The 16,758-nt window shown below is 58.0% G+C and carries 15 protein-coding genes; 13 read left to right on the top strand and 2 right to left on the bottom strand.

The window, feature by feature from the left end:
* Positions 1 to 98: 98 nt before the first annotated feature.
* Genes KXD86_RS03100 through KXD86_RS03085 form a run of 4 tightly spaced genes read left to right on the top strand, consistent with a single transcriptional unit; the run spans position 99 to position 4,445 of the window.
* Positions 99 to 1,100 (top strand): zinc-dependent alcohol dehydrogenase, encoded by a 1,002-nt coding sequence (locus tag KXD86_RS03100; RefSeq protein ID WP_218634622.1) that lies wholly within the window; start codon positions 99 to 101, stop codon positions 1,098 to 1,100.
* 27 nt (positions 1,101 to 1,127) lie between these two features.
* Entirely contained in the window at positions 1,128 to 1,526 is a 399-nt protein-coding gene (locus KXD86_RS03095) for a 6-pyruvoyl trahydropterin synthase family protein (RefSeq protein WP_218634621.1), read from the top strand.
* Positions 1,513 to 3,453 carry a glycosyltransferase family 4 protein gene (locus KXD86_RS03090; RefSeq protein WP_218634620.1) on the top strand — a complete coding sequence of 647 codons (1,941 nt, stop codon included), beginning with the start codon at positions 1,513 to 1,515 and terminating at the stop codon, positions 3,451 to 3,453. The genes KXD86_RS03095 and KXD86_RS03090 overlap by 14 nt, the downstream gene beginning before the upstream one ends.
* Positions 3,450 to 4,445 carry a lysylphosphatidylglycerol synthase transmembrane domain-containing protein gene (locus KXD86_RS03085; RefSeq protein WP_218634619.1) on the top strand — a complete coding sequence of 332 codons (996 nt, stop codon included), beginning with the start codon at positions 3,450 to 3,452 and terminating at the stop codon, positions 4,443 to 4,445. Before KXD86_RS03090 ends, KXD86_RS03085 begins: the two co-directional genes overlap by 4 nt.
* Here the strand turns inward: KXD86_RS03085 and KXD86_RS03080 are convergent.
* Entirely contained in the window at positions 4,402 to 5,265 is an 864-nt protein-coding gene (locus tag KXD86_RS03080) for a RibD family protein (protein ID WP_218634618.1), read from the bottom strand. The genes KXD86_RS03085 and KXD86_RS03080 overlap by 44 nt on opposite strands.
* Before the next feature lie 160 nt (positions 5,266 to 5,425).
* On the opposite strand from KXD86_RS03080, the gene KXD86_RS03075 reads away from it, so the two are divergent.
* The gene (locus KXD86_RS03075) at positions 5,426 to 5,842 is read left to right on the top strand and encodes a helix-turn-helix transcriptional regulator (protein ID WP_218634617.1); all 417 of its coding nucleotides are present in this window, start codon (positions 5,426 to 5,428) and stop codon (positions 5,840 to 5,842) included.
* Positions 5,843 to 5,857: 15 nt separating this feature from the next.
* Here the strand turns inward: KXD86_RS03075 and galU are convergent, their stop codons facing one another.
* Positions 5,858 to 6,694 (bottom strand): UTP--glucose-1-phosphate uridylyltransferase GalU, encoded by an 837-nt coding sequence (gene galU, locus KXD86_RS03070; RefSeq protein WP_218634616.1) that lies wholly within the window; start codon positions 6,692 to 6,694, stop codon positions 5,858 to 5,860.
* 333 nt (positions 6,695 to 7,027) lie between these two features.
* Here galU and KXD86_RS03065 point away from each other — a divergent pair, with 333 nt between their 5' ends.
* The 8 genes from KXD86_RS03065 (at position 7,028) to prpC (ending at position 16,699) form a co-directional block, all read left to right on the top strand.
* The gene (locus KXD86_RS03065; protein ID WP_218634615.1) at positions 7,028 to 8,179 is read left to right on the top strand and encodes a ShlB/FhaC/HecB family protein; all 1,152 of its coding nucleotides are present in this window, start codon (positions 7,028 to 7,030) and stop codon (positions 8,177 to 8,179) included.
* A gap of 144 nt (positions 8,180 to 8,323) precedes the next feature.
* Positions 8,324 to 9,817: a glucan biosynthesis protein G gene (locus KXD86_RS03060; protein ID WP_218634614.1), complete on the top strand. Its 1,494-nt coding sequence runs from the start codon at positions 8,324 to 8,326 to the stop codon at positions 9,815 to 9,817.
* A gap of 24 nt (positions 9,818 to 9,841) precedes the next feature.
* Positions 9,842 to 10,126 carry a hypothetical protein gene (locus KXD86_RS03055; protein WP_218634613.1) on the top strand — a complete coding sequence of 95 codons (285 nt, stop codon included), beginning with the start codon at positions 9,842 to 9,844 and terminating at the stop codon, positions 10,124 to 10,126.
* The gene (mdoH, locus tag KXD86_RS03050) at positions 10,116 to 12,227 is read left to right on the top strand and encodes a glucans biosynthesis glucosyltransferase MdoH (protein ID WP_218634612.1); all 2,112 of its coding nucleotides are present in this window, start codon (positions 10,116 to 10,118) and stop codon (positions 12,225 to 12,227) included. Before KXD86_RS03055 ends, mdoH begins: the two co-directional genes overlap by 11 nt.
* Positions 12,228 to 12,246: 19 nt before the next feature.
* Positions 12,247 to 13,827: an OpgD/OpgG family glucan biosynthesis protein gene (locus KXD86_RS03045; RefSeq protein ID WP_218634611.1), complete on the top strand. Its 1,581-nt coding sequence runs from the start codon at positions 12,247 to 12,249 to the stop codon at positions 13,825 to 13,827.
* Positions 13,828 to 13,936: 109 nt separating this feature from the next.
* On the top strand, positions 13,937 to 14,617 hold the full coding sequence (locus KXD86_RS03040) for a GntR family transcriptional regulator (protein ID WP_218634610.1): 681 nt from the start codon (positions 13,937 to 13,939) through the stop codon (positions 14,615 to 14,617).
* Between the two features lie 18 nt (positions 14,618 to 14,635).
* A complete protein-coding gene (gene prpB, locus KXD86_RS03035) occupies positions 14,636 to 15,523 on the top strand; it encodes a methylisocitrate lyase (RefSeq protein ID WP_218634609.1) in 888 nt (295 codons plus the stop codon).
* A gap of 45 nt (positions 15,524 to 15,568) precedes the next feature.
* Positions 15,569 to 16,699: a bifunctional 2-methylcitrate synthase/citrate synthase gene (gene prpC / locus KXD86_RS03030; protein WP_218634608.1), complete on the top strand. Its 1,131-nt coding sequence runs from the start codon at positions 15,569 to 15,571 to the stop codon at positions 16,697 to 16,699.
* Positions 16,700 to 16,758: the final 59 nt, after the last annotated feature.

The raw sequence follows: 16,758 nt of genomic DNA, 5'->3' as shown, positions 1-16,758 counted from the left end.
CACCCAGCAAGAAACTATAGTTTGTTACGCCTGAATGTGCTTACGTGGGAGACGGCCGTTCGGACTCAAATCCGCCGTTCATACGCAGGGAGAGTTCATTGAAACCTGAAACTGAGGGGACCTCGGAAACGACGCTGGCCTGGTGGGCGACGAATAAGGGGAAGGGGGCCTTGCTGGAAACAACGATTGATTCCAGCGTGGCTTCAGTTTCGGACGAGATTGTGACCGTGGAAGCCCTCTATTCCGGCATTAGCCGGGGAACCGAGGCGCTGGTGCTTAATGGTCGGGTCCCCGAAACGGAATACGAGCGCATGCGGGCGCCGTTCCAGGGCGGGGATTTTCCGTTTCCCGTGAAATACGGTTACGCGAACGTGGGGATGGTCACGAGCGGGCCGTCGCACCTGACCGGAAAACCGATCTTCTGCCTCTTCCCGCATCAACAGCGGTATCGGGTTCCGGCGACCGCCGTCACCCTTGTCCCTGAATCCGTACCCCCCGCTCGTGCAGTGCTTGCGGCGAACATGGAAACCGCCGTGAACGGGCTCTGGGACGGCGAGCCCGCCATCGGCGATCGGATAGCGGTGGTTGGTTTGGGGGTGGTGGGTTTCCTGGTGGCCTGGCTGGCCGACCAGATACCGGGTGCCCGGGTGACAGCGGTGGACATAAACGAAGATCGAAGGCCGATTGCAGAAGCACTGGGGCTGAGTTTCGCATCCACCCTCTCACAGGATGACCACGATCTGGTGTATCACACCAGCGGTCATCCTTCCGGACTGGAGACCGCGCTTGCACTGGCCGGCCCGGAATCCGTGGTCGTCGAAATGAGCTGGTACGGCAACCAGTCTGTGCCGGCGAACCTGGGGGGCGCTTTTCATGCTCGAAGGCTGACGCTCAGGTCCAGTCAGGTTGGCCAGTTGCCTCCGCTCCGTCGCTCCCGTTGGGACCACGCCAGGCGCATGCGGCTGGCCCTGGAGTTGCTCGGCGATGAGCGACTGGACTGCCTGATCAGTGGTGAGAGCCAGTTTACCGACCTGCCTGACAAGATGGCCGGCATTCTTGCCGATGTGAACCACACGCTCTGTCACCGGATTGCCTATTAACCCGCCTTCATTGTTAGAGGATTTTCTATGTTCAGTCTGACCGTTCGCGACCACATGATGATTGCGCACAGTTTTAATGGGGAAATATTTGGTCCGGCTCAGAAGCTTCACGGGGCCACCTACGTGGTCGACGTTTCGTTCGAGCGGAAGCAACTGGACTCAGACAATCTGGTGGTGGACATCGGCCTGGCATCGACCGTTCTCAAGGAGGTGCTTGGGGAATTTACCATGCAGAACCTCGATCAGATTGAGGCATTCGAAGGCCGTAATACCACCACCGAATTCATGGCCAGCGTCGTTTTCGAGCGAATGGCGGATGCGATTCGAGCAGGGCGACTCGGTGAGTCGGGCAAGGGTATTGCCAGCCTGAAAGTGACCCTCTCTGAGTCTCACATTGCCTGGGCCAGTTACCATGCCGGGATCTGAGACACCCTGGGAGGTCGAGTTTGTGGTCCCCGGGGACCCGAACCAGAATACAGGCGGCTACCGCTATGTCCGGCTCCTGGTCGAGGCTTTGAACCAATCGGATGGCATGGCGCGCGTTACCGGTGTGCCTGGGCGCTTCCCTCGGCCTGATGAAGAAGCGAAGGCCGCGTTGGATGACTGTCTGCAGGGCTATCCCGATGGTGCGGTAGTCGTACTTGACGGTCTCGCTATGGGCGGCCTGCCCGAGGTCGTCCAGGCCCATGCCTCGCGACTGAGCCTGATTGCGCTGGTGCATCACCCGCTGGCGGATGAAACGGGCCTGACCGCTGAGGAGCAGCGGTGGTTTTTTGCACAGGAGACTCGGTCCCTGGCGGCAGTCGGCAAAGTAATCACCACCAGCAGGTTCACTGCCGAGCGGCTGGCGGACTTCGGGGTTCCTGCGCAAAACATCCGGACCGTCGAGCCGGGTGTGCAGTCATTTCCAGGGTCTTCGACAACCGACCATGCTATTCGCGGTCCCGGCGAACCACCTCGTATTCTGTGTGTGGCCCATTTGTCGCCGCGCAAAGCCCAGCATCAACTGATCGATGCGTTGGCCGAATTGAGGTCGCTGCCCTGGCACTGCACCCTGGCCGGCTCTTGCGATCGGCAGCGTGATTACAGTGAGCGTGTCAGATCCCAGATTGAATCCCGGGGCCTCCAAAGTCGGGTGGACATTACGGGTGAGGTGAGTGGCGATCAGTTGTTTGATCTCTATCGTCAAGCTGATCTGTTCGTGTTTCCGTCGCTCTACGAAGGCTATGGGATGGTGATTGATGAAGCCCTGGCCGCGGGCCTCCCGGTGATTACATCCAGTGGCGGTGCGCTGGCGCAAACGGCCATGCGTGGTGGCGTCGTTCAGTATGAGGCGGGTGACGTCGCGGCTTTGTCTGCCCGGCTGAGATACTGGTTGGCGAACCCTCAGGAGTTGGCCCGTCAGACGAACCTTGCGCGGCGGGAATCGGGCCGTTTGAGACATTGGCGGCAGGCAGCCGTCGAATTTAAGGCCGCCCTGGAGGATTTGTTGGGCGTCAGGCAAGAAAGCGCCTTCGATATTGATTGGCTTCGCTGGCGCGAGGGGGCCGATCACGCTGCACGCTCGGAAAAACTGACGAGGGCTCTGGCCCGTTGGCTGGACATGGATTACCCGACGCATCGACAGACAGGCAGTCCGGGATCGTCCGTTACCATTGTCGATCTTGGTGCGGGTCGCGGCTCCAATGCTGCGTACCTCATCCCACAGTTGCAGGTTCGCCAGCGCTGGTTATTGCTGGACCAGGACGTCGCCCTGCTGGAGGACGCCCGGAGGCGGCCGACAGCGCCGGACATCGAACTGTCCCACTCCGTTGTTCAGCTGGCTGCGGGTTCACTGGGACGCCATATTCCCACTGAGGCCGCTTTGATAACCGCGTCTGCGTTGATCGACCTGGTTTCAGCGGAATGGCTCAAGGCGCTGGTCGAGGCTGTTGTATGCCGGAAATCGGCTCTACTGGTGGTGCTGAGTTACGCGGGCCAGTTTGAGCTGGACCCGCCCCATGAACACGACCAACGCATCCGTGAATTGGTTAACCGGCACCAGCATCGTGATAAGGGTGTGGGGCGCGCACTGGGCGCCGAGGCCACATGGGTCCTGAAAGATCTGATGGAATCTGCCGGCTATACCGTCTCCGTTGCCGAAAGTCCCTGGCGCCTGGGAGCGAGGGACAGGCTCTTGATCGGCAGGTTGCTTGAAGGGTGGGTGGAGGCGGCCAACGAGCAGGACCCCGGCGCTCGGGCGTCGTTGACCGAATGGTGGGAGGGGCGTAAGGCTCAGCTCGCAAAAGGGGCGCTGTCCGTCACTGTACAACATCTGGACTTGCTGGCCTTGCCGGGGGCCGCGTCGGAATGAAGGGGAAGGGGCACCGAGTACGCCGTCCGCTACTCAAGTGGGTAGTGGCGTTGTGCCTGTTGGCTGCTGTGCTTGTGTCAGTCGATCGACAAACGCTGTGGCAGGAGCTGTCGCAGATGCCCATCGACCTCCTGCTGCCCGCATTGGCTATCACCGTGCTCCAGGTGCTGCTGTCCTCCGGGCGCTGGTGGTATACCGCGCGACGTCTGGGCGTTTCGCTGACGTACCGCGTGGCGCTACGTGAGTATTACATCGCAAGTTTCCTGAACCAGGTGCTCCCGGGCGGGGTGCTGGGGGATGTGAATCGGGCATGGCGGCACGGCAGGGCCAGTGGTCAGCCGCTGTATGCGATGCACGGGGTTGCCATCGAGCGGTTGTCCGGCCAACTGGTTCTGGGCCTCGCGGTGTTGATCTCTGTGTCCTGGTTGGCACAGGTGGGCGTCGTGCCCCCGGAGTCTCCATGGTGGATGTGGGGGCTGGTGGGCCTGGTGGTCGTGGTTTTTCTTCTGGGCCGATATTTGATTCGTTCCAGCCGCGGCGCGAGGCATTATCTCCGGGGTCTCTGGCGAGACATCGTTCGGACATTGGTGGCCTGGCCGGCCTTCCCGATTCAGATGGGCTCCTCTGTGCTCGTCCTCGCCAGCTACCTGGCGGTCTTTTTGATTCTGGCTTATGGGGCGGGGCATCTCACGAGCTGGAACGCCATGATCTTGACCGCTGCACTCTGCTGTCTTCTTCTACTGAGCATGGTTTTGCCAGTCACCGTATCAGGCTGGGGCGTTCGGGAAGGGGCGGCTGCCGTACTCTGGCCAATGGCGGGATTGCCGCCTGAGCAGGGTGTGGCTTTGAGCGTCGGTTACGGCGCCCTCGTTTTCCTGTCCACACTACCAGGTCTGGTGTTTTTGACCGTCCGGCTCAAGCAGGCCGGGAGTGGGGCGCGGGACCCGGTCAGGAAAAATCAAGATCAAAGAGCATATCACTGCCCAGATTGACCAGTTGGGACCTTGGACGCAGCGCATCCTCCAGCAGGTCAATTTCCGGGAGAGAAAAAGCCGGTCTGCCGCTTCCGATGATCATGGGCGCGACCATGACATGAAGGCGGTCGAGTACGCCAGCCCGAAGGAAGGCGGACACGGTCAGGCCGCCCCCTTCAACAAAGACCTTGCGGAGGCCGAAGTCAGCCAGCACCCGAAGTATGTTGGTCGGGCACACTGTCTCGCTGTCATGACAGGGCCCCAGACAGGGGACTTCCGTCACACCGCTTTCAATCCTGGCTGGGCGGTTTGGCCGGTACGTTCCGGCTACCAGCCTCAAGGTAGGGGCTTCGCCATCGGTGAACAGGTGGTGGCTGTCCGGAACCCGACGATGCCGGTCAATGACGACGCGAACCGGGTTGGGCCCCTGAGCGCGTCTGACAGTCAGCCTTGGATTATCGGTTGTCGCTGTCCCGGCGCCAACAACGACAGCGTCTGAAACGGCGCGGATGCGATGCAGGTGGGTGATGCCGTCGGCACCGTTAATAAACCGGGAGTGCCCGGTTGCCGTCGCGATTCGACCATCCAGGCTTTGGCCGAGTTGTCCGACTACGCGGGAGACGGTGCCGTCCTCAAGAGGTCGGCACAGGGGAAGGAACAGGGAAAGCAGGTCATTGGCTTTGTCTGTGGCAGGGTGCAGGAGATGCCACGCTCCCCGGCCGTTTAGCCTCACCGCCGCCTCGCTGGTTTCCGGCACCGCCAGTGTTACGTTGCTGCGATTGACCGCTTGCAGTACCAGTTGCCAGGCAGTCTCGGTGTCCAGGGGGTGTGCAGCCATAAACGTCCTGTTCCGTCGCCGTTGGATTCATTAAAGGTCGATTGTGTGCAAAGCTATATGTACGTTACATTTCCAGTTTGATTCACTTTTCGGAACGATCCGGATCGTATCGGGCTCCAGATGCACTGGCGTCCCTGCTGAGGGTAGAGGCAACCAGCTTATGCGGTACCTGCAAACGTTCAATCGTCGCTTGCGCCAGATTCGGGAGGACGGCCGGCTCTCTCGATGGGATGTCGCCCAGATGTGCGGCGTGGAGGAGACCCGGGTCAGAAGCTGGGAAGCAACCGATGCCAGGCAGCGAACTTACCCCAGTGTGACGGAACTGCTCGATTTCTGCATGCGGACCGAAACGCCCCTTGACGTTCTGCTCGATCTGGAGGAGCCCGGCGGTGGTGGACAGCTTGAGTTACCGGGTTTGGCGTTCAGCAACAGCGACGACCTTTCCGTCGCGATCAAACAGCTGGAACAGGAAATTAACCGGGTTCAGCTGTCGGAGGAAGAAGTGGAACTGCTGCGCCGGTTTCGCAATACTTCCACAGAAAACCGGCGCATGATCCTTCAGATCCTGGGTGGCTAGCGGACCTCTGTTAACTCAGTTTCCTTTCTTGTAGATATTCTCATAGACGTAATTCGTGGCCTCCACGAAACCGTCAATGCTGCCACAGTCGAAGCGGCGTCCCTTGAACTGGTAAGCCAGTACACACCCATTTTTAGCCTGTTCCAGTAGGGCATCGGTAATCTGGACTTCGCCGTTCTTGCCTGCGGGCGTTCGCTCGATGATGTCGAAAATGTCCGGAGTCAGGATGTACCGGCCGATAATCGCGAGGTTGCTGGGCGCGTCTTCCGGCGCGGGCTTCTCAACCATGTCAGTGATTCGATAGAGGCCATCTTTCATGGACTCGCCCGCGATCACACCGTACTTGTGGGTCTCGTTTTCCGGAACCTCCTCGATGGCAACGATGGAACAACGGAACTGATTGTAGAGTTTGACCATCTGGGCCAGTACGCCGTCGTCACCATCCGGGCCCAGGCAGAAATCATCGGCCAGTACCACCGCGAAAGGGTTGTCTCCGACCAGGTTGCGGCCGGTCAGAATGGCGTGGCCGAGGCCCTTCATTTCATTCTGCCGGGTGAATGCAAACGTATTGTTGTCGATCAGGTCGCGAATTGAAGCGAGCAAATCTTCCTTGCCGGAGCCTGCAATCTGATGCTCCAGCTCGTAGCTGATGTCGAAGTGATCCTCGATGGCCCGTTTGCCGCGCCCGGTCACAAAACCGAATTCATGGATTCCGGCTTCTGCGGCCTCTTCCACGCCGTACTGCACCAGCGGCTTGTTCACGACCGGTAGAATTTCCTTCGGCATGGCCTTGGTGGCCGGAAGAAAGCGGGTGCCATATCCGGCAACGGGGAACAGGCATTTCTTGATCATGGAATTCGTCCTTTTTTGAGCGTTCACATCCCCTGAATGGGAGTCTTCCAAGCTTTTCACTTTAGCCTAAACACAAACTGTGCCGAGTTTAACGAAGTTGCCGACTGAAATGGAGGGCCAGGGCTCAAGCGTAAGCTACGGTAACTGAATTGTTGCCAGATGGGCTTCTGGTTACACTCTGAAACACTTCGCAATCAACTTGCAGAAACATGCATAACAGCATGTATTCCCGGATATTAAGAAATGTAATTTTTGGTCATTCGGGCTGGCATTCGGGACGCTTGCACAGATAAAGTGCTGTTCATATTTTGGTCACCTCCCGAAGGATTGCGAGTGCGAGTCACCCGTTTTTTTGCACTGATTCTGTGCATTTCACTCATCAATGTGGGCGCCGCATCGGGCTATGAAGGCGCAAATGGGGTTTCAGAAGCCTACCCGGGCGAACTGCTGCCCTCTGTGGCGCGGTATGTGGCGTCGAAGGTCCAGGTCACAGGTTCGTCCAGTCACGAGGACGACCGCGCGTACGGCAGTCTTGGTTTTGCGAGCGACGATCTGGGCTGGTCAAAGCACCGGATTGGGCTGAATTATCGTGACAGCGTTTCCCGCCGGGAGAACCTTGAATCCAGTTCTCTGATTCTGAATTACGGACTTTCGGTACTCGACTTCGATGTCGGCATGGAATTCGAGAACAGCGACTGGGCCGGGGTTAGTCTTGGTGAAGGAAACAGATTTGACGCCAGAAGTGAACACGATGCCTTCAGAATCAGCGGCAGTCGCCCGCTGCTTTCCTGGCGTGGGTTCTCCTTGAGCAGCCTTTTCAACCATTCATCCGGTACCTCGAACGCCGCCGATGCGACTGGCTGGGAGGAAGAGACCCAGTATCAGATTTCCAAACTGGGGCTCGAGGTGCGGGAAGATCATGAGTTGTGGGCGGGGTTGCAGTCCTCCACGAGCTTGAGAGCGTTTGGCGGGGTTGAATCCCGCGAAATCGCCAGTACTTCCGGCCGTACCTACACCGAAGACCCGTTCCGAAAGCTTGCGCTGTCTGCATCAATCCAACGGGATATCCACGAATGGACCGTCGGGCTTGGTGGGCAATACCAGATGGCCGGTGAAGACCTTCCGTCTGCAGAAAAGATCCAGATTGCAGGATCGTCATTGGCGATGGGCTTCAGCGGGCAGACCAAGTACGCTCAGGAGGGTGGCTGGCTGCGAATTCAGGCGGGAAGTCCAAAATTCCGGGTTCCGGTACTTCGGGGATTTCAATCCTCCGTCGAGATGGCTGTTCTCCGTGGTTGGACGCCCGGCGAGGAGCATGGCGGCCTTCAGGAGGGTGGTGCAAGTGTTGGCGAAGTCTCCCTCAAACTCGATGCCCGTGATTTTTACGCCGCATTAAGTGTGGGTAAGATGCTGGCTGTTTCAGACCCGGAAATCGATCTTCCGAAACGTCCGGACCTCTCTTTCTCCATTTTCGTCGACATGTAACCTTCGTTTCCTCTACTTTCCAGTTGCCACATATGGCTAGATTTGCCTATGTTGATAGGTGATCAATCGGAAGCGAGCAGGGAAGAGGGCAGGATCGTGGCAGATACCGGGAAGTATCGAGTCATACTTTGCTTGGCATTGGTTATGACGTTGCCACGCCTGGTTTACGGCTTTGATTTCAGCGATGTTGAGCAAAAGGCCGAGGCGCTGGCCGGAGAGGCGTTCGAGCCGCCCAAGCAGGTGCCTGATTTTCTTCGGGAACTCAGCCCATCCCAACATCGATCCATTCAGTTCCATCCCGATGCCGCCTTATGGCGAGACTCTGACTCAAAGTTCCAGGTGACAATGATGGCTCCGGGGAGCTTTTACGCCCACCCGGTCCGTCTCAATGTGGTGGCGGCAGGTAACACGAAGGCCATCCCCTTCCGCCGGGAAGACTTCACGTACCCCGACACGGACCTGACAAACCGTATTCCCGCGGACCTGGGTTATGCAGGCTTCAAACTCAATTTTCCGTTTTCCGGTGCCGATGCGCGAGAACAGTTCCTGGTCTTCGGCGGAGCCAGCTACTTCCGGGGAATGGGACAGGGTCAACGTCTGGGATTGTCGGCACGAGGCATCGCCATTAACACCGGATTGCCCTCAGGCGAGCAGTTTCCGTCGTTCACAGAGTTCTGGCTTCAACAACCCGAACCCGAATCAGACTCGATGGTGGTCTTTGCGCTGCTGGATGGAGTCTCGATCACCGGTGCCTATCGGTTTGTCATCCATCCAGGCGCAGCCACCGACGTGGAGGTCACAGCCAGGTTGTTTTTCCGAGAGGACGTTGAGCAGTTGGGGCTTGCGCCTTTGACGTCAATGTTCTTCTACGGAGAGAACTCGGTTAAACCCATGGGTCAATGGCGTCCTGAAGTTCATGATTCTGATGGACTTCTCGTTCACGACGCCGAGACGGAGGAGTGGCTCTGGCGTCCGTTGCTGAATCCGAAGAATCTGAGAATGAGTTACCACCAGGTCGCGAATCTCAAGGGCTTTGGTCTGATGCAACGGGATCAGCGGTTTGAATCCTATGAGGATGTTGAACACCGGTACGACGTCCGGCCAAGCGCCTGGGTCGAAAGCGAGGATGGTTGGGGGCCGGGGCACGTGGTGCTGCTGGAATTGCCCACCGATGCCGAGTCGAACGATAACATTGTGGCGTTCTGGAAACCGGAAACGGCCATGACTGCCGGGGAGACCCTGGCGTTCAATTACCGCGTGAGTTTTGGTGGTCCTGATATCAGTGGCCAGGAAACAGGGCGCGTTATCCCCACCTTTTTCGGCAACGGTGAGGCCTCACAGGACAATCCCAATGCCTATCGATTTGTCGTTGATTTCGAGAGCGAGGAGCTGTCCGGCCTTTCCAGGGAAGCGCCTGTGGTCAGTAACGTGTCCGGAGGAGAGGGCGTAGAGATACTGGAACACTTTGTTCAGTACGTCGAACCCAAAGACATGTGGCGGCTTTCGATCCTGGCCCGCCCTGAACCGGGCAAGGTCCTGTCTTTACGGGCCTTTCTCAGTCTTGACGGTGCGCCGCTTACCGAGACCTGGATTTACGAACTCGGCATTGGCAATAACCTGATGCGTCAATCCGAGTAGGCCGCCCTGGGAGTCACTCTTCAAATGCGCGACATTGATCTGCAGAATGTCTTCAACCGAGTCTATCTCTACCTTGTGGAGTCTGGCATAGAGATGACCGCCGACCAATGCCAACGCCTTCTGCAGTTGCTGGATAAGGCAGTGCTGGCTTCTCAGGCCGAGGGTGCCGAAACCAGTGCCCTGGACCGGGCCATTGATACGATCCCGGAGTACTTCGGGTTACCCGGATTCACCGTGCCTGAGATCTGTCCACCGCTGAAACGTGGCAGCATGGGCTACGACCGGCCCGGAGCAGACAATGGCGAATGACGAGCAGGACGGTTGGCGTGGCGTCGCGCTCTTTCGTCGAAGTTTGATGATCTTTCTGGTAATCGGCCAGACAGCGTTAGCCACCTATTATCTGCTATGGATACTGCCGTACCACGGTGGCACCTTGGTTGAAAAAGTCCTGATATTTCTGTTCGCCGTGCTGTATGTCTGGATTGCGATCGGCTTCTGGATCGCCGTTTGGGGATTCCTGATACGGTCCTTCGGAGGCGACCGCCATTCACTGGTGAGGCGGCACACCCAGGAGGAGCTTGATGCCGTTCCACTGGCGAAAACGGCGATCCTGCTACCCATCTACCACGAACCGGTTGACTGGACCCTCAAAGGCTTGAGGGCCGTCTACGAGGATCTTGCGAGCCAGGGCGACCTTGACCAGTTCGAATTCTACATCCTCTCCGACAGTCGATCCCCTGATGTATGGCTGGAAGAGCAGGCCGCCTGGTACGACCTGGTCACCGAGCTTGGTGCCGAGGGGCGCATTTTCTACCGTCGCCGGCCGGTCAACCTGAACTTCAAAAGTGGCAATGTGGCGGACTTCCTGCGTCGGTGGGGACGCCGCCACAAGTACATGGTCACTCTGGATGCAGACAGCCTGTTGAGTGGCAAGACGCTTCGCCGGATGGTGCAGATCATGGAATTGCAGCCCCAGGTCGGGATTCTGCAGACCAATCCGAACGTCATCAACGGCAAATCACTGTTCGCCAGGGTCCAGCAGTTTGCGAACCGTTCCTATTCCCCCCTGTTTGCCACTGGCCTCGCTGCGGTACAGATGGGGGACGCCGCGTTCTGGGGCCACAACGCGATCCTTCGGGTTCAGCCTTTCATGAAGTATTGCGGGCTTCGAAAACTGTCAGGTCGAGGGTTGTTCGGCGGCCCGATCATGAGCCACGATTTTGTCGAGGCGGCCTACATGGGACGGGCTGGTTACGAAGTCTGGCTCGAGCCTGAGCTGGGGGGGAGTTTCGAGGAATCGCCGCCGACCCTGGGCGACGAATTGGCGCGGGACAACCGGTGGACGAAGGGTAATCTCCAGCATCTCTGGGTCCTGCTTACGGAGCCGGGGCTGCGATTTGCCCACCGGATGGCGTTTCTCAACGGGATCATGGCGTATGCGGCCTCGCCGTTGTGGCTGCTGTTTCTTATCACGGTGACGATCTCAGCGGCGCAGATGACACTGGCGCCGATCGATTACTTTCCGGAAGGCTATCAAGGCTTGTTCCCTTTGTGGCCGGAGTGGCGCCCCGAATGGGCGCTGGGGTTGGCGTTAAGTACGTTGCTGCTGCTGTTCTTCCCGAAATTTTTGGCGATTCTGGACGCGGTTGTCCAGCGTACCGGCGCATCCTTTGGTGGTTACGGGAAGCTGTTCAAGAGTGTTCTGCTCGAAATTCTTGTGTCCGTCCTGCTTGCGCCGGTTCGGATGCTGGCTCACAGCCGCTTTGTGCTCGCGGCACTGTTCAATGTTTCGCTGAAATGGGCCGGCCAGAACCGGACCGAAGAAATGACATGGCGAGACGGCTTCTGGACCCAGCTTCCAGCCATGCTGGTCGGTAGCTCCTGGGCGCTGTTTGCCTGGAATCTGGATACCCTGTTTTTCTTCTGGTCGCTCCCGGTCGCCGTACCGCTTATTTTGTCGGCTCCGACGTCGGTGTTGTTGAGTCGCCAGTCGCTGGGTGTGGGATTACTGGGCAGGCGACTGCTGATGATACCCGAGGAATCCCAGCCGCCGCCGGTGCTGAAGCTGGCCTTGAAACACCGGTCAATGAGTCGACCTTACCAGAGTCTGACGCCGTTCCAGCAGGCGATACTGATTCCGCACGTGAACCGTTTGCACCAGGCATTCGCCCGCATTCATACCCCTGAAGCTCGCCGGCGGCATTGGGCCGACGATGTGGAAAGCTGCCTTCAGTTCGGGCCGGTCTATCTTTCGAATGCAAAGTTGGCCCATATCGCCAGGGACCGGTGGGCGCTGGATTACCTCCATAAAGAGGCCTGGAAAGCGTCGATAGGGACGTATTGGGGGCAGTGCATTCAACGGCGGATTCTGGAACGGGTGGGCAGCCCGCCCAGCGAGCCCAATTTTTGAGTGTCGTTAAGGAGGAAGCATGGACAGGCGTTCACTGCTCAGATGGTTTGCCGTAGGCGCAGGCGGCTACTGCTTCTCGCCAGGTCTGCTGTTCGCTGCGGAGCGAGACAGCGGTTCAGATGGTCCGAAAACGTTCAGCTATGAGTGGCTTAAGGGCAGGGCAAGGTACTTGTCTGAGCTTCCGTATGAATCCCACGAGGGGGAGTTGCCCGATTCGCTCAAGGGGCTGTCGTGGGACGATTATCAGGCAATCAGTTTCCGTCCCGACCGGGCGCTCTGGGCCAATCAATCCCTGCCGTTTCGGGTTCAGCTCTTTCATCTTGGACTGTATTTCCAGACCCCCGTCCGAATTCATGAATTGCGCGATGGCATGGCGTGGCCGCTGGAGTATGACCCCGAGTATTTCAGGTACGAGGGGGAGCAACCCTTGGGAGAACTCCCCCGAGACCTGGGATTCGCAGGCTTTCGTGTGCATTACCACACCAACTTTGCGCTGGATCTCGCGGCTTTTCTGGGGGCCAGCTATTTCCGGGCCGTCGGGAAGGAGATGCAGTACGGAATGTCCGCTCGCGGGTTGGCAGTCAACACGGCGGGGCCCGGTGGGGAAGAGTTTCCTCGATTCGCGGAATACTGGCTGGAACGGCCGGCGCCGGGCGCAAACGTCCTCAGGGTCTGGGCGTTGCTTGATTCACCAAGTGTTACGGGAGCCTATGCGTTCGTTCTTGACCCCGGTGCCCGGTTCATCATGGACGTAGATGTTGCGCTGTATCCGCGGGAGGAAATCGACAGGCTGGGCATCGCGCCACTGACCAGTATGTACCAGGTTGGTGAGAACAGTCGCCGGATGGACTACGACTGGCGGCCGGAAATCCACGATTCGGATGGCCTGCTACTGCACACGGGCGCGAACCAGTGGGTCTGGCGCCCCATCGCCAACCCAGAAAATCTCCGGTACAACAGTTTTGTGGATCGAAACCCGAAAGGCTTCGGACTGCTGCAGCGGGACCGGAACTTCCAGCATTATCAGGACGATGGCGTTTTTTACGATCGTCGTCCAGGCCTCTGGGTGGAGCCGCGAGATGACTGGGGCGCTGGCAGTGTTGATCTGGTTGAAATACCGACGGTTGATGAAACCTTCGACAACATCGTGGCGTACTGGAATCCTGAAACGGCCTTGTCTCCGGGACAGGAGTATCTTTTCTCCTACCGTCTGACCTGGGGCGATATTGTGCCTGCTGTTGAGTCGAAGCTGGCAACCGTGCGTGCAACCCGGACCGGGCTGGGCGGGGTCGTTGGGCAAAAGCGGACGTATTTTTCCTGGCGGTTCGTTATCGATTTTGCCGGTGGCATGCTGGAGATGTTGGCGGACGATGCCGAAGTGGAGCCGGCCATCACCGTGAGCCGCGGCGCTGTTGAAATCTCATCGGCGAGGCCCTTGGCTTCGATAAACGGGTACCGGGCCATGTTCGATCTTGTTCCGGATGATGCAAGCGACCCGATTGATCTGAAAGTGGTGTTGAAGTTGGGTGACGAAGTGCTTACCGAGACCTGGGTGTACCAGTATTCGCCACCGCCACCCAGCGAGCGGGAACTGTACTGATGGGCATCGGAATGTGTCGACAATGCGGTCTCTGGCCCTGAAGGATTGTTGACAATATGGGCAATTGGGCGTAGTTTCTCCGGAAAATATCCTGGATTGTTAACAAAGCATGCCTGAGGCCACCGAAAAAACATACACCCGCGCGGATGAGGCATTCGATTGTCTGCAAACGTCCATTGTGAAGGGGGAACTCGCGCCCGGTGAAAAGATCGGTGAACTGGAGCTGTGCACGCGATTCAATCTGACCCGGGGGCCGCTTCGTGAAGCCCTGGGTCGCCTGGAGTCACGTGGTCTTCTGGTTCGTCGTCCCCACGCCGGTGTGAAAGTCGTTTCCGTTAGCGCGTCTGAGTTGGTTGAACTCTATCGGATACGGGAAGTGATGGAAGGGCTTGCCGCCCGGCAGGCCGCTGAGCGCATGACCGACGCGGAAATATCCGACCTGCAGGCTACACTGGATGTTCACGAACGCATGATTGAAGAGGCTCAGGGGCAGGCCTATTACCAGGCAGAGGGTGATTACGATTTCCATCACCGCATTGCCACCGGCAGCCGCAATACCAAACTGGCCCAGATGCTCTTGGGTGATCTCTATTACATGGTGCGAATGTACCGTTACCGGTTGAGCACCTCCGCCGGGCGCCCCCATCTGGCGCTTGGTGAACACCGCCGTATCGTCGAAGCCATCGCCCAACGCGATGGAGAGCTCGCCGAATTTCTCATGAAACGACACATCAACGCCGCCCGCCGCAATATCGAAAAGAAGATTGAGGAAGGCGTTTTAACTATCTGATAGATGAGGGTACACAACATGTCTACCAAACTTTCCCCGGGAGCACGCTTCCGCAAGGCCCTGAAAGAAAACCAGCCGCTGCAGATTGTCGGAACCATTAATGCCTATGCGGCGATGATGGCGCAGAAAGTGGGGCATCAAGCCATTTATCTGTCGGGTGGCGGCGTGGCAAACGCCTCCTACGGTCTGCCGGATCTGGGCATGACCAGCATGAACGACGTTGTCGAAGATGTCCGTCGCATAACCGCCGCTTGTGACCTTCCGCTGCTGGTGGATATCGACACCGGTTGGGGTGGGGCTTTCAACATTGCCCGCACGATTCGTGAAATGGAACGGGCGGGTGCTGCCGCTGTCCATATTGAGGATCAGGTGGCCCAGAAACGCTGTGGCCACCGACCGAATAAGGAAATCGTGTCGCAGGAAGAAATGGTTGACCGCATCAAGGCCGCTGTAGATGCCAGAGAGGATGATGACTTCTTCATTATGGCTCGTACCGATGCCTTCCAGAAAGAAGGGTTGGACGCGGCTATCGAACGTGCCAAGGCGTGCATCGAAGCGGGCGCCGACGGTATTTTCGCGGAGGCGGTGACCGAACTTGAGCATTACAAGGCGTTCTCGGACGCGCTGGATGTGCCGATTCTGGCGAACATTACCGAGTTTGGCGCCACGCCGCTATACAACCGTTCAGAGCTCGGCGATGCCGGTGCTGACATGGTCCTGTACCCGCTGAGCGCCTTCCGGGCGATGAACAAGGCCGCCCTGTCGGTTTACCAGAATATTCTGGAGAAGGGGGACCAGAAGGACGTGGTCGATCTCATGCAAACACGGATGGAACTTTACGATTTCCTGAACTATCACGAGTTCGAGCAAAAGCTGGATCAGCTTTTCCAGCAGCAGAAAAACTAATTTTAAACGTGACTGATGATCATCCTTAGATGAGGGAGAACAACAATGGCTGAAGCGAAGAAACTGGGAGGCGCAGGTCTGCGCGGACAGGTAGCGGGTCAAACGGCTTTGTGTACGGTGGGCCAGTCCGGTGCCGGACTGACCTATCGCGGATATGAAATCGCCGATCTGGCTGAGAAGGCCCAGTTTGAGGAAATTGCCTACCTGCTGTTGAGAGGCAAACTGCCCAACCGCCAGGAGCTGGACGCCTACAAACAGAAGCTGCAGAGTCTCCGAGGCCTTCCCGCTGCCTTGAAGACTGTGCTTGAGCAGATTCCCAGGGATGCGCACCCCATGGACGTCATGCGCACCGGTTGTTCCATGTTGGGTAACTTGGAGACGGAAAAAGACTTCAGCGAGCAGGACGACAAGATCGATCGCATGCTGGCCGTTTTCCCATCCATCATCACCTACTGGTACCGCTTTGCCCACGAGGGCGTCCGGATCGAGACGGACAGTGATGTGGATTCCATTGGTGGCCATTTCCTTGAGCTGTTGCACGGCAAAAAACCGAGCGAGCTTCATGAGCGTGTGATGAACGTGTCTCTGATTCTGTACGCGGAGCATGAGTTCAATGCGTCGACGTTTACAGCCAGGGTCTGCGCTTCAACACTGTCTGATATCCACAGTTGCGTGACCGGTGCGATCGGTACGTTGCGCGGTCCCCTGCATGGCGGTGCGAACGAAGCGGCGATGGAGCTGATTCAGAGATTCAAGACTCCGGACGAAGCAGAAGCGGGCCTGATGGGCATGCTTGAGCGGAAAGAAAAGATCATGGGCTTCGGCCATGCCATCTACAAGGACTCTGATCCCCGTAACGCGATTATCAAGAAATGGTCCGAGAAACTCGCTAACGAAGTCGGCGATACGGTCCTTTACCCGGTTTCGGTTCGGTGTGAAGAGGTCATGTGGCGTGAGAAAAAACTCTTCTGTAACGCGGACTTCTTCCACGCATCGGCCTATCACTTCATGGGCATTCCAACCGAATTGTTTACCCCGATCTTTGTGATGTCGCGGGTTTCGGGCTGGACCGCTCATGTAAAAGAACAGCGGGAAAACAACCGGATCATTCGCCCGAGTGCCGAGTATACCGGCCCAGCTGATTCGAAGTGGGTGCCCATCGACGAGCGCCCCTAAGCCAGGCAGGGCACTTCCGGGCTTTCCGGTCGTGCCCGTTACCGCCCACATCTTCGATA

It is taken from the genome of Marinobacter arenosus, assembly GCF_019264345.1.
GTDB classification, from domain to species: domain Bacteria; phylum Pseudomonadota; class Gammaproteobacteria; order Pseudomonadales; family Oleiphilaceae; genus Marinobacter; species Marinobacter arenosus.
The sequence above is the reverse complement of the archived record's forward strand: the minus strand, read 5'-3'. Positions and strand labels throughout refer to the sequence as shown.